This is a genomic window from Pseudochrobactrum lubricantis (genome assembly GCF_041929865.1).
GTDB lineage: Bacteria > Pseudomonadota > Alphaproteobacteria > Rhizobiales > Rhizobiaceae > Pseudochrobactrum > Pseudochrobactrum saccharolyticum.
Genome location: NZ_JBHEEE010000023.1, coordinates 1 through 13,334, shown reverse-complemented (window position 1 = coordinate 13,334; position 13,334 = coordinate 1). Strand labels below are relative to the sequence as shown.

Annotated in this window: 11 protein-coding genes and 1 pseudogene; 3 read left to right on the top strand and 9 right to left on the bottom strand. The window is 47.2% G+C overall.

Annotated elements, in window-relative coordinates; genetic code table 11:
- Positions 1-45: 45 nt before the first annotated feature.
- The 3 genes from JNC80_RS19515 to JNC80_RS19505 form a co-directional block, all read right to left on the bottom strand.
- Positions 46-312: a hypothetical protein gene (locus JNC80_RS19515; protein ID WP_376711370.1), complete on the bottom strand. Its 267-nt coding sequence runs from the start codon at positions 310-312 to the stop codon at positions 46-48.
- A gap of 62 nt (positions 313-374) precedes the next feature.
- Positions 375-1,409 carry a TonB-dependent receptor gene (locus JNC80_RS19510; protein ID WP_376711369.1) on the bottom strand — a complete coding sequence of 345 codons (1,035 nt, stop codon included), beginning with the start codon at positions 1,407-1,409 and terminating at the stop codon, positions 375-377.
- Positions 1,342-2,553: a TonB-dependent siderophore receptor gene (locus JNC80_RS19505; RefSeq protein WP_376711368.1), complete on the bottom strand. Its 1,212-nt coding sequence runs from the start codon at positions 2,551-2,553 to the stop codon at positions 1,342-1,344. The genes JNC80_RS19510 and JNC80_RS19505 overlap by 68 nt, the downstream gene beginning before the upstream one ends.
- Positions 2,554-2,907: 354 nt before the next feature.
- Here JNC80_RS19505 and JNC80_RS19500 point away from each other — a divergent pair, with 354 nt between their 5' ends.
- Positions 2,908-3,873: a helix-turn-helix domain-containing protein gene (locus JNC80_RS19500; RefSeq protein ID WP_376711367.1), complete on the top strand. Its 966-nt coding sequence runs from the start codon at positions 2,908-2,910 to the stop codon at positions 3,871-3,873.
- 157 nt (positions 3,874-4,030) lie between these two features.
- Here the strand turns inward: JNC80_RS19500 and eutH are convergent, their stop codons facing one another.
- The 3 genes from eutH to JNC80_RS19485 all read right to left on the bottom strand — a co-directional run bounded on the left by eutH (position 4,031) and on the right by JNC80_RS19485 (position 7,474).
- Positions 4,031-5,341, bottom strand: coding sequence for an ethanolamine utilization protein EutH (gene eutH / locus JNC80_RS19495; RefSeq protein ID WP_376711366.1), 1,311 nt, complete (start codon positions 5,339-5,341; stop codon positions 4,031-4,033).
- 20 nt (positions 5,342-5,361) lie between these two features.
- On the bottom strand, positions 5,362-6,633 hold the full coding sequence (locus JNC80_RS19490; protein WP_376711365.1) for a D-arabinono-1,4-lactone oxidase: 1,272 nt from the start codon (positions 6,631-6,633) through the stop codon (positions 5,362-5,364).
- A 73-nt stretch (positions 6,634-6,706) separates the two neighbouring features.
- Positions 6,707-7,474, bottom strand: coding sequence for an SDR family NAD(P)-dependent oxidoreductase (locus JNC80_RS19485; RefSeq protein ID WP_376711364.1), 768 nt, complete (start codon positions 7,472-7,474; stop codon positions 6,707-6,709).
- Positions 7,475-7,691: 217 nt separating this feature from the next.
- Here JNC80_RS19485 and JNC80_RS19480 point away from each other — a divergent pair, with 217 nt between their 5' ends.
- Positions 7,692-8,492, top strand: coding sequence for a helix-turn-helix domain-containing protein (locus JNC80_RS19480; RefSeq protein ID WP_376711363.1), 801 nt, complete (start codon positions 7,692-7,694; stop codon positions 8,490-8,492).
- Positions 8,493-9,151: 659 nt separating this feature from the next.
- On the top strand, positions 9,152-9,598 hold the full coding sequence (locus JNC80_RS19475; RefSeq protein ID WP_376711362.1) for a restriction endonuclease: 447 nt from the start codon (positions 9,152-9,154) through the stop codon (positions 9,596-9,598).
- 971 nt (positions 9,599-10,569) lie between these two features.
- On the opposite strand, the pseudogene JNC80_RS19470 reads toward JNC80_RS19475, so the two are convergent.
- The 3 genes and pseudogenes from JNC80_RS19470 to JNC80_RS19460 all read right to left on the bottom strand — a co-directional run.
- Positions 10,570-10,728 (bottom strand): annotated as a pseudogene (locus JNC80_RS19470) (IS6 family transposase); the annotation flags it as partial.
- Between the two features lie 116 nt (positions 10,729-10,844).
- Positions 10,845-11,084: a hypothetical protein gene (locus tag JNC80_RS19465; protein ID WP_376711361.1), complete on the bottom strand. Its 240-nt coding sequence runs from the start codon at positions 11,082-11,084 to the stop codon at positions 10,845-10,847.
- Positions 11,085-11,086: 2 nt separating this feature from the next.
- Positions 11,087-13,294, bottom strand: coding sequence for a hemagglutinin repeat-containing protein (locus JNC80_RS19460; RefSeq protein ID WP_376711360.1), 2,208 nt, complete (start codon positions 13,292-13,294; stop codon positions 11,087-11,089).
- Positions 13,295-13,334 lie beyond the last annotated feature (40 nt).

The window sequence follows — 13,334 nt, the reverse complement described above, 5'->3', positions numbered from 1 at the left end:
TCTTTGCGGAGCTCGCAGCATAACTGCGTTCAGAAGTAAGGCCGCTTATATCCTTCCAAAAACTTTGCGACAGAACCGTTTAAAGTCCTGATACATACCATTGTCAAAACGCTGCGGGGCAGCCCATCCGGCAATCCGCGCCACCGGCTCCGGATCGATGAGTGCCAGCGACAGCAACAACAAGCTTTCATTGGTGACAATACGGCTGGCAGGTGCCACCAACCGCACCTTGCGGCCTGCGGCATCCTCAAGCAATATTTCAGCGTTTGCTGTACCGGCTACACACAGGGCAAGCACCCAGAATACTGCCAAAGAATACAGCAAGGCCGCCGGTAAACCGGCGCCCTTTTTGCGATATAAAACCTGTGAGACCATTACCACTCGTATTTCAAATTTGCGGTAATGGCGAGCCCTGCACCATAATTACAGCTACCGCCGGTTTTATTCAGACAATGAGAAACATACTCTTTATCAAACAAATTGGTCACGTTAACACGCAGTTTTGTACCTTCGAATTCCTTTTTCAATGCCCCGAAGTCATATTCCATTCCGATATCAACCAATGTACGGGACGGGATACGCAATTCATCAAAATACGTACTATCTGTTTGATAAGATGACATGGCACGTACACCAGCACTAAGAGACAAGCCCTGCACGGCATAAGGTGTATAATGAACCCAGGCACTGCCCTGATGTTCCGGCAGACGCAGCATCTCACGCCCCAGAGCATCAGGATTATTGGAACTCAACACTTTGGAGTTCGAATAAGCATAAGCAGCCATTATGCCGATTTCCGGCGTCAGCTCATATTTTCCTTCGATTTCAATACCGCGTACCCGCTGCTTACCGTCCTGCTCGAACAATGTAGGTCTGACCGGATTGGGATCTTTTGAATAAGGGGTCAGCACATTATCCTGTGTCAGCTGAAACAAGGACAATGACATCATTCCGCGACCACCAGCAGGTTCATATTTTACGCCAAGTTCAATCTGGCGGGCAGTCTGTGCTTCATACGGATCGTTTTTATAATCAGTACCCATCAAAGGCAGGAATGAAGTCGAATAGCTGACATAAGGAGCCAAACCATTATCAAACAGATAGGTCAGCCCTGCCCGTCCGGAAATTGCATTATCATTGGTAGAGACGACCAGACTATCCGGTTTCATTCGGTTTGTCGTATCAATATCGGGTCTATCGTAGCGTAAACCAAATGTGCCGACCCAGCGATCATAACGGATCTGATCCTGTACATAGAGACCAATCTGGCTTTGCTTCTGCAAGCCTGATGTTGTCACCGCAGCAAGCGGATATTTAAGCCCGTAAACCGGATTGTTATAATCAATCCCCCGGCACTGTAACGCTTCTGTCCGAATTACCGAAATTTGTGGATGAAACACCGCGCACATAATCCACACCAAACAGCACAGTATGATCCAGAGTACCGGTTTCAAATTTGGTTTGAGCCTGCGTATCAACAGCAAAAGTTGACGTCCAGTCATCCGATACCGCTGTCACCCTCTCAAGCTGGGAGGAAGGGGCACCGAAATAAGCAAAAGCCGGATTGACCAGTAGCAGGTTCATATCCTGACTGGAGCGGCCGTAGCGCATATTCTGGCGAATGGTCCAGTTCTCGTTGAACTCATGTTCAAACTCATAGCCCAGGTGGTAATAATCGCGGTTAAAACCGCCCCAATCCGGATCACCGAGAAAAACATCACGCGGAATTTGTCCGGCTGGATTAGGCAGCAAAGTGCCGGTGGCAGGATAAAAACGCGGATTAAACACTGGCCGGTCGCGCTGATAATAACCGTACATTGTCAGCGACGTATCTTTGGTCGGCGCCCATGTCAGGCTCGGCGCAATCATAAACTGCTTGTCGCGCTCATGATCAATCTGTGTATGCATATTCCGCCCCTGCCCCAGTAGGCGATAGCTCCATTCCCCGTCCTGTGTCACAGGGCCGGTAAAATCAAAAGAACTTTGAACGCCGCCGAAAGCAGAGGTGCCGATATTGATTTCCCGATGCGGGGTCGTTTCAGGCCGTTTACTCACCTGATTAACAAGACCACCCGGCACAGTGCGTCCGTAAAGCACGGAAGCAGGCCCCTTGATGACCTCAACCCGCTCAAGTGAATAAGGATTTATGCTTGGTGTGGAATAATTGCTCGGATCACCGGCAATTGCCAGCCCATCGAGCCACATTGTACCGTATGAGTTGAAGCCACGAATATACAACCAGTCATAGCGTACATCATAGCCATTGGGATCGGACAATACACCCGGCGTATAACGCAGAGCCTCCGCTACAGTATTGGCACCTTGCACATCCATTTGCTTGCGGGTCACAACATTGACGACCTGCGGCGTTTCAAGAAGCGGCGTATCGGTTTTGGAAGCTGCAACACTGCGCTTGGCAACAATGCTGTCAGCGGCCTCACCGGTGCCTTCACCCTCAATTGTAATCGTATTGAGCTTAATGTTTTCCTGCGCAATTGCAGGAACAACACTCAGACCACAAAGCATTGTTGAAGCCAGCAGTACAGACTGCATTTTGCTGAGATTCCACAATGAACTCATTTTTAAATATGTCTGATTACTCACGAATGCCCCCAAGCCAGTCAAGCGCTGATCCTTAAACTTGACTTTATGTGTCATATTAATTTAAATATTTATGGCACCAGAGCATGTCTGACAATCTGCACACCTTTGCAGAACAATCAGAAATCTTTGCAATCCGCTAAATTTTTATGAAACTATCAAATTTGCAACTTTGTAAGCATTAAAATCCGATATTTCATTCAGCAAAATCAGTCATTCTCAGATGACTGGTTAAGAACTGGAAAGGCATCGCAGGTGAGATCCTCTTCAGACCATATATCCGCCAGCATTTCAGCAGACAAACATTTGCGTGTTAAAGATTTTCTACGCAACGAACATGTTGTCCTCGATAGCCCTGATGATGATCTCGGCATGGATGACACGTTGCTGAAAGGCTCTTTTCTGCATCAGGAACTGCGTAGCGGCTTAACGCTTCATGTCAGTGATGTTACAGAAGAACGAGCTTTTACCGCAACTTCACTGATCCATGAGGGCTTATCCTGCATTTTCTTTCTTGATGGCCAGATTGACCTGAGTATCGGTGATAAAAAATTCGGATTTCGCAGTGAAAAAAAGAGCGCAATTACCGGTACTGCAATTATGTGTACCGGTGATGAAAGCTTCCGCAGATCATCACAAGGGCATCAGCATCTCTGCCATCTGGTTGTATCTGCTACACCGGAATGGCTGCATCTTGATGCTATGGAAGAACTGAGTGATCAGCAAAGCGCTAAACGTCTGTTTAAAGATAATCTGACCGAACATCGCTGGGCACTGACACCACGCATGATCGAGCTTATTAAACAAATACTCACCCCGTCCTTTCTCAGACCGGAGCTGCGCAATCTATATCTGGAAGGTCGCGCAGTCGAGATTGTGACCGAAACGATCAGCGCAGTTATGCAGGCCGAGCAAAATTCTGCAAAGAGCGCGTTACCCAGCCGTTATGACACGCTACGGCTGCAAAGAGCCAAAGACCTGATAGAATCGCATCTTACAGAACCGCTGAGTGTGGAACGCATCGCCCGTGAAGCAGGCATGAGTGCCAGCGGATTGCAGCGTCTGTTTCGCATGACTGAAGGTCACAGTGTTTTCGAATATGTACGAGGTTTGCGCCTTGACCGCGCTTTTTTCATGCTGAAATCCGGTGAAGCTAGCATACAAGAAGCTTGTTTAATTGCCGGTTATACGAACCCTGCCAATTTCGCTACTGCCTTCCGAAGACAGTTTGGCATCACACCGCGTGACGCTTGTAAAAAGCAATATTCCTAAAAATATTCATGCGTTAACGCTACTACAATACTATGAATATTAATATCGACTCCAGTGAAGATAATTAAAATACCACTCATGGCAAAATCAACATTTTGCCATGAGTGTATCAATAAAAACGCCTTTACATTGAACTTGTATAGAAAATATACCTTATCTACACAGCACATGCATTCACTGTTTTAAGTTGCGCCGCATTGACGGCTCTCTCCAGCTCCTCGGCCTTAGGAACAGACAGCCAAAGCGCAATGGCAAAAGCAAAAGCACCTCCACCAATTTTACCTAGCAGCAGCGGCAGGATAATGCTTGGCTGAAAATTGGCAGCAAAAGCTAGGTGATCGCCGAACATAAAGGCAGCACAAACTGCAAAGGCAATAACCAACACCTTGTCTTTCGGGCGCATATCCCGCACGAGGCGAAACATTGCCAGAATATTGGCTGAGGCTGCCAATAATCCTGCTGCACCCACAGGACTAAGCCCGACTTTTCTTCCGAACTTTTCCATCGGCACTGCAAGAAACTTATTGATTAGGTAGACCATCGGAAAAGCACCGCTGAGCATGATGCCGATAGCGCCGGCAACCTCTAATGCACGAAACTGATCTTCCTCATCGGCAATAATCGGCGCAAAAGACCATTTACCAAACAATGTACTGAAAATTGACGTAAAATATTCAACGATTGAAAATACCAGCACCAATGTGATTGCCGCATACATAATGCGCCCGAACCACAGAAAGCCGGTAATCATCTGATTGGGAAAGAATTTAAGGCCGCCCGCGATTGCGACACAGAAGATAATCAGTGGTGAAATATTCTGCAAAATAACTCGCAAGGACAGTGTAGTCTTCTGCACAGCATCACCAGTTGCAGAAACATCAGGACGAATACCGACATCAAACATCATAATGCTGATCGAGGCGATAAACACCCCAACCGGTATGCTCAATATGCCAGACATAATGCCCAAGGCCATATATTTATGATCTTTCTTTTCCAGCATAGCGAGACCAACCGGAATAGAAAAAATGATGGTTGCGCCAGCCATAAAACCGGTAATGGTAGCCATAATCCAGCCGTCCGGTGACTGCGCCAACGCTTTAGCAAGCTGATAGCCGCCCATATCGGCAGATATTATCGTTGTTGCTGCAAGAGCAGGATCTGCGCCCAGCGCATGAAACAACGGCTCCACCATTATACTGATAAAAGACGAGAGAAATGGAATAGAGGCCATGATGCCTGCAACCGGTATAAAAATGGGGCCGATACTATGCAGACCTTCAATAAATTCTTTTCCTAATCCTTTTTCACTATCACGAATTGAGGCGATGGCTCCCGCTATTGCACAAGCCATAATGATGTAAATAACAATTGTACCAATATGTGCCATTTTTCGTTCCCGTTTATGGTTATCATTGATTGGTATGCTTTTTATTTTAGCGCAGTTTCGGGAAAACTGATTTCCCACTTTCCTGAAACTGCTTTGAGCTACTTGAACAATTGCGTCAGGTGATCGTTGAGGAAATAGCCTTCGGGATCGAGCTTGCGGCGCAGAATGCGGAACTCTTCCGCTTTAGGATAAAGCGCAGTGACATCATCACCGGTGAGAAAATGCAGTTTTCCCCAATGCGGGCGGGATTTGTACCCGCGAAGAATTCCATCCACATCACGCAGATATTGCCAATAATCTTTGCCCGGTTCACCGGAAACAGAGATGGTCACACTGTCCTGCTCAAAAAACGGGCTCATCCATGCGCCGTCGCCGGCCGTGAAGCGATATTCAATGGGATAGATCGCATCAGGATGCTTTTCGAGCATCAAACGGCGTACTTCTTTCACCGCTTCTTTGGCATGGGCAACCGGCACTGCATATTCAAGCTCATGAAAATTCGGCACATATTCAATCGGGTAGATTTCCGAACTATAAGCGATTTTCTCAAATTCGCTTTCCATCGGTGCTTCTTCCGTAATGTCCATGATTTTCATTTCACAAACATCAGTAGTGCGACCTGATTTAGACGTCGCAGCTGTATCGGGCAAGCAATAGCAGTGGCGGCTACGCTCTGTCGGGCACCAGAAAAAGCTGAAATGACGATGCTTGGCGGCCAGATCGTCATGCATTTCCATACAGGCGTCAAAATCTTCACGCCATAGCTTTTCATGCAGATTATAGCTGTCCATCAATTGCAGAGTGATTTCTGAAATCACGCCGAGCGTACCGATAGAAACACGCGAAGCACGCAACAGATCTGGGGTTGTTTCATCTACATTCAACACACTGCCGTCCGGCTGCACCATTTTCATGCCAACAATCGAGGAGGCAAGATTGCCGAGGGTTGCGCCAGTGCCGTGGGTGCCGGTAGTGAAAGCGCCTGCAAGTGCCTGACTGTCAATATCACCCTGATTGACCATAGAGAGGCCGTTTTGTTTCAGCACCTGCCCTAATTCATTAATGGTCGTTCCTGCCGCAGCTGTAACGCGGCGCTTCTCGCGGTCAATGTTTTTGACACCCTTCATTTGTGAGAGCGACAACAAAAGTCCGCTGGTGCCAACAACGGGTGTAAAGGAATGGCCGGAACCGGCACAACGCACATTTAACCCCTCAGCAGTGGCCGCCCGCACCATATCAGAAAGCTGATCATCACTTGTCGGCGCACCGGTATAGCGCGTGATGCAAGACTGGTTACCAACCCAGTTTCTCCAATGTCCGCCTTCTGAAAATTGCATGGGCGGATTGAGGGCGTGTTTAAGATTTGTCATGACTATGTTCCCATTTTTAACTTCCGGCCGTTGTTTTTTTGTCGGTCACGGAGGCTGTATCTTCGATTAACCTTTATATTGCCGTATAGGCATTATCGGCAAACAAATGCGCGCCATTAACAAAACTGGCATCATCACTCGCCAGAAACAGCGCGGCAGATGCAACTTCTTCCGGCGAACAAAGACGACCCTGCGCCGCTTTGATCGCCTCTTCAGACACATCAACGCCGAATTTACTCAAATCCCTGATCTCGCGCTGTCCGTGTGCAGTCGCAATAAAGCCGGGGCAAATAGCATTGGAGCGGATATTGCGATCACGAAATTCAACAGCAATCGCACGGGCAAACATATGGCAGGCACCTTTGCTGGTGCAGTAGAGTACTTCCATCGGTGTACCAACAACACCGGAGATGGAGGAAGTTGAAACAATACTACCATGCCCTGCTGCGATCATGCCCGGCAGAACCGCCTTCGTGACCAGAAACATGCTTTTCACATTAACGGACATAATGCGATCCCATTCCGTCTCGGACGTTTCAAGAAACGGCCCCACGGAGAGAATACCCGCATGGTTCATCAGCACAGTGATGGTGCCAAGATCGCCTGTGACTGCCTGCACTGCATTTTGCACTTGTTCAGCATCAGAAACATCACAGGCCGTGAAATACGCTGACCCGCCACTGCGCTTAATGTCTTCAGCAACTTTCTCCCCATTGCTGGAGGGCAAATCGAGAATGCCGACCTTTGCACCTTCGCGAGCAAACAGTTGCGAGGCGGCTAGTCCGCAACCACCAGCACCACCCGTAATCAGTGCAGTTTTTCCAGCTAAACGTCCTGTCATGGATAAGTTCTCCCGTCAGGCAAAATCGGGTGATTTGCCTTTGTCTTCCGTATGAAAATTATCGCTGCTGCCCCGTATTTTTAAACGTTCCCGCTAGTTTTTGTAGGGGCTATGCATTGAGGACAGAGGCTAAATGCAATAGCTTTTGCCGTCGATATACTAAAAGTTATATGCGGGCAGTCGTAAGGGAATGACGATTAATCGAGGGGAGGCTGTGATGCTTGATCATGATTTTGTTAAAGTCGCAGCTGTCATCAGTGCCTCTGGGCAGGATAACTTTGGTAAACAGTTAGATGCGGTGATTACAGATATTGCCGTTTTTGATATGAGCTGCATTTTTGCCTTCCGGTTTAATGCCGAGCCTCACCTGATCCATGACGGCTACAGTAAGACTGTGTCCCGCAAAGCTCTCAGCTCCTATATGCGTGGCGGCTATTTACTTGATCCATTTTATGTTGCCTGTATCAGCGGACATGAAACAGGCCTGTGGCGTATGGGTGAGCTTGCACCGGACAGCTTTTTCAATTCTGACTTTGTAATTTCGCACGATATTCACCCATGCGTGTCATCTGAAGCCGGAGTGCTGATCGAAGAAATCGGTTTTGTTGTACCATTGGGTGAAGATGTAAGTGCCACTTATTCGCTAATGCGTAATCAGGGAAAGTTACCTTTCAGCACTATAGAAATTTCGAAACTACAAGCGGCAGAACCATTCATCCGCGCGGCCTTGCAGGCGCATTGGAAAATGGTGCGGCCAGCCGGTTTTACTCCGGTGGCAACCAGTGCGAATGATATTGAAACCATGTTTCTCAGCGTATTCAAAGATCAGCTTACTAGCACTCAACGCAATGTTGCTCGCATGATCTTACGCGGTCATAGCAATGCCTCTATCGCTAATATTTTGAATATTACAGAGGGGACTGCCAAACTGCATCGCTCTAATATTTATAAGCGCTTGTCGATCTCCAGTCAGACGGAATTGTTTCAGCTGTTTATCAATTATCTCTCACATCATTGAGATAACTTCGCTGACATAAATCAGTCGTCTCTGACGTCCACGCGAGATCACCCACATAAACTTCCTAATTTTCAATGTTAAGATCAATCTGAAGTCTAGTGACCGGCTTGTATTTCATGATTTCCGTACCCACTGCCGTTTGCTTCGCCAATCCACTCATTAAGTGTTTCAGCCATAGGCGCTGGCAATAACTACTCAAACTCTTTTTCAGCATTGAGTGCGAAAGCTATTTTCACAAGAGTTTCAAACGCCCCCTCGCCTGACTTCTCAAAAGCGCGAACCGCGCTATAAGAACCCCCAGCCATGGATGCCAGGTCTTTTTGAGTGAAATTTTCCGCAATACGCCGAGTACGCAAGCAAGACGCAAGATCCAACATAATAATTTGCGGAGAATTCAACTTAAATTATATCATCGCGACACTTAACTATGTATTGAGCAAATAATTTATATTATAACAGCAATTATATTATTATCTAGAGAATTGATTTCTGCTTCACTCAAACTTCGTCACACATTGATATGACTATGCTCCTGACAAATTTTAGCTATTTAGGTATAAAATATTTACTTTGCCCCAAGACACCATTTCGCAGAGAAATATTCTAATCCATTACCGCAGCACATTCACTGCAGCCCTGCGAACATATGGTAAGAGCTTGTGCGCATCTTGCGCGGCATCACGGATAAAGGTTTTGAGGAATTGTGCGCCCAGCTCCTCCGACACATTGGCTTTGAGAACCTGAAAGTGACGGGCCAGACCGGCGATCACGGCATTGATGGTGAGGGCTTTCTTCTCATCAATCGATTTGTCCGCATCAAGGTCATGTTTCAGTGCAAGCGCTATGCTGGCACTGTGCAAGTCAAAGAAATACGCGACTTTCAAGGCGCCATCCAAGGTCGCGCAGAAAGGGGCATTTTTTTAACGGCTGGTACCTTTACCGAAAACGCACGCGAAGAAGCTGCCCGTGAGAATGCGGCAGCCATTGAACTGGTCGATATCGACCGACTGCTGGAACTATTGATCGAGGAGGGCCTCAGTGTTCGGGAGACCAAAGCGCTGATGATAGATCGGGATTTTTTCTCGCCTTATCAAAAATTTCTCTGATATTGGCATGCGTGAGGTTCGGCGCGTCGCAGCATCTATCATTCGGTAGGCCTGATCGGCAGCGATACCGCCAAGGAGTATCTCACTCAGCCAAGTATGAGAGAACCACTTCCACGCTCAATCACGCGAAGTCTATTAGTCCATTGATAAATAAAGAAATATACGCTCAATTTGTGCGGTTATTCGCGGGCAGGATGGGATTCGAACCTTTATGCCGAAGTACTCGACCGGCGCTCGGCCACGCGATAGGCAATGTCGGCTTTAGGGAATTCTCAAGTGCCCGTCGAATGACAGGAATAAAGCGCAAAGCATCCATTCAGATATAACTACAAAAGATTTCAAGCAGTGAACTGAGACATCTAGCAAAACCAACATTTTGCCATGAGTGTATAATGGTAACGATTTTGTATACCTTGTCAAAGATCCGAACCGGACAGACAACCCATGAGAATATCAACGAGATCGCCTAGCGCGGAAATAAGCCGGAAAACGTGGCAACATTATTAGGCTCTGCACCGGCCGCGTCAGAGGCTCAGATGTGGCGCTGGTGTTTAGGCGTGGCTGGATCATTATGAGACAGAGCCTGATCCGGCAGGCTGGCATGAAATGCTTTTTGTGACAAATGGTACGCTTACTCTGGAATTGACAGGTATCTATACGGATTATCCAGCCGGTACTTTTGCGATCTATAGCTCTGCGCAAAACTATGCATATCTGAACAAGCAGGACAAACCGGTTTTGTTTATCAGAAATGTATTATCCTGATAAGCAGTAAAACGGAATATCTCTGCCTGCTATGTTCAAATAAACGCTTCTGTGGTTACAGCCCGGGCAGCGTCGCAAAGTATTGAGCAGGAAAGAAACGCTCTTATCTCTGGAGGCACTTATGCTACGAGTTGCGCGAATGTCTGGAATGGTGAGCGGTTGTCGTTTGCGAATTGGTTCTTGCGGATCATGTGTACCACTTCGATGACTACGAGGGTGGCCGATGTTGCATGATTGACGGATACAACCCGTTCGGCCAGAATTTCCTGAAGGTCGCTACAGGAAACCGGATAGCGCACCTAAAAGAAGACTGCAGGCAGGATGACACTTTTGAGAAAATGCGTCCTTTTGAAATCCACTGTCATTCGTATCCGCCTCACTCAGTTATACGCACTGGCGTTAACATAGCTCAGAAGAAGTAAAATTTTATGACACAGCCTTATCGCCCTGCCCGACTGTTGCAGGCACCTCCTGATGAGCGTCAGGTGTCTGTTCCTAACCCCATCATTTTTCCACTTATCCTCATAGATTCTGGAATGTCCAGTTTCTTATCAATTAAAATACACCACAACAATTCCCACGCTACTCCGTACTCTTGGTGATGTATATATTCTAGTACATCCTTGCCGTCTTTATCATCGATACATTCACTTACTCTATTAAGAGAGTCCATTAAAAGACTTTCAATCTTCAGATAATATCCAATATTTTTCGAAATCATAACTATGGATTCCTAGGTACATTTGTAGGAAATGCCGTCACTACGCCACCTCCTTTTGAGGCTGGCTCTATGACGACTCTGATTTTCACATTATCAACTACAGCTTCTTTTACGATACGATTATATTGTGCTGTCCCAACGATATTGGGGTTTTTCGCAATCGCATCCACTTCATCCAGTATTCGTTGTGGTGTCCAGTTTTTGGGGAAGGGGCTTTTACCCGGACTGCCAGGCCATAAATGCCCACCACCCGTCCTATCTCCATATAGAATATGTGCAGTACGAGCGGATGAGATTAAGCCTTTTCCGGCAATTCCAGAGTTATTACCAACTCCCCCCATTGTGGCTGCTGCCATAATACCCATGACATCAAGGCCAGCATCATAGAGATTATTGATTTTTTCAGAAACTGAGAGAGCAGAATCATTCCATATAGCAGCCCATTCGGCGGATTGTGCAATTCCAGATTTTTGCCCCGCAAAAACGCCTTGGTTGTAAAACTCGCTGTACGTTCCGCGCTTGCCACCATCCAAGTCCTCAACAACCATACGAACCAGATCGTTCACATGCCAAGTAAGCAAATCACCAGGCAGAGCTCCAGAAGTGGTTACAAAACCAGAATCACGAATAACCCTTGTACGGTCATCGAAGCTCAACGAATTGAGATACGCTTTAATCGCATCCCGACATTGTTCATAGGTTGAAATGCCTAATTCAATCTTTGAACCATCTGCTTTAATTATAAAGCAATCTGTCTCATACGCGTATGCAGATGATACAACCCAACCTAACGGGGTGAACCTGTTGAAACCCTGTCGCTGTGGCCCACACCCACCGAAACTGCCACCATTTGCAAGAGCATCTAACCCCTCACGAACATTGCTACGCTCTTCCGATGTAAGCTCTCGACCAATAAGGTAACGATCTATAAAGCCGCCCGGTTCCATCGCCTTACCGATACCCGATGCCACTGCATTCAGACTGGTGTCTGACAGATAGAAATCTATCTCGACATGCTTATCCTTGGTGATCTCATAAGCTTGATCAGGGTCACGGTTGAGAGAAGCGAGGTCTTCCGTCTGGCCGCTAGCTTCAAGCTCAGCCTGTTTGTCCTTGTCACGGATGATGATCTCGCCCGGCCCGACTGTTGCACGCACTTCCTGCTGTGTATCGTCTTTTTTGTAGGAGCCTTCTGCCGTGTGGTTCGGTTGCGACGTTTGATCCGGCTGCTGTTGTTTGCCGGTAAGATCAATATTGGCCTGAACATCAAAGCCTTCGTATTTCTTTGAGCCGGAGAAATCCTCATGTGTCAGCGTGCCGGTATCAAGCTTAAGATCACCACTTTCGGAGATAATTTTGCCCGCACCAAGATGCGTGTTGCCGCCAACGGTTACATCCACCTTGTCTTTTGCGACAAGGCCTGACTGCTCCTCAATCCAGTTGGTCTTACCTGAGCCCGTACCGTAACCCGGCGACACACCTGTGATTGCCGCCCCACCTGCTCCAAGCGAACCGCTGACACCAATTGAAGAAGATTTGTTCGAGCTTTCACCCGTATCAGGAACCGAGATAATATTAAGGTCACGCCCCACATTGGCGGTGATCGTCTCACCTTCAACGACAGCGCCCTTCAGATTGGTGTCTCGACCAGATTCCAGTTTAATATCACCAGCACCAGTAACGTGGCTGTTAACCTGCGTTGTACCACTGCTATTCGATTTTCCAGAACCTACATTAGCATTTCCAGTGACACTGACACCAACGCCACTCAACGTCACTCCAGCCGAAACGCCAACATTAGCACTCGCTGACTTATTAGATGACGACGAGCTATTCGTCGCTTGAGCACTTTCCAAATTGATATCATTACCAGCTTTCAGGCTGATATCACCTGCACCACCTGAAATCAGACCATATTCGTCATAACCAGCAATGATTTGTGCGCCATGGCTGTTGATGTCGCCCGATTTAGCTTCGATGGAAACGCTGTTGCCGCCTCTAATATCTGTGACGACAGGAACAGAACTCTCAGCATTTTCCTTCGATTTTGAATATTCAAAACCAACACCTATCGAAGCCGAAGCTATGTTGCCTGTACCATTAGCCATACCTTGCAGATTTTTGATGGCATCATAAGCTTTTAAGCCAGCAAAACCTGCATTAGCAGCGGAATTGTTGATTTCCGGTAAGAACTGACCCAGTTTTTCCACCGAGAATTGACCCGCCTTTTAATTAATGTTCGGGTTTTTA

Bases quoted from the DNA above. Each gene is read 5' to 3' on its own strand.
- JNC80_RS19510 (WP_376711369.1), bottom strand. From the start codon at position 1,409: ATGTGCGCGGTGTTTCATCCACAAATTTCGGTAATTCGGACAGAAGCG.
- JNC80_RS19505 (WP_376711368.1), bottom strand. From the start codon at position 2,553: ATGCAGTCTGTACTGCTGGCTTCAACAATGCTTTGTGGTCTGAGTGTT.
- JNC80_RS19485 (WP_376711364.1), bottom strand. From the start codon at position 7,474: ATGACAGGACGTTTAGCTGGAAAAACTGCACTGATTACGGGTGGTGCT.
- JNC80_RS19480 (WP_376711363.1), top strand. From the start codon at position 7,692: ATGCTTGATCATGATTTTGTTAAAGTCGCAGCTGTCATCAGTGCCTCT.
- JNC80_RS19490 (WP_376711365.1), bottom strand. From the start codon at position 6,633: ATGACAAATCTTAAACACGCCCTCAATCCGCCCATGCAATTTTCAGAA.
- JNC80_RS19465 (WP_376711361.1), bottom strand. From the start codon at position 11,084: ATGATTTCGAAAAATATTGGATATTATCTGAAGATTGAAAGTCTTTTA.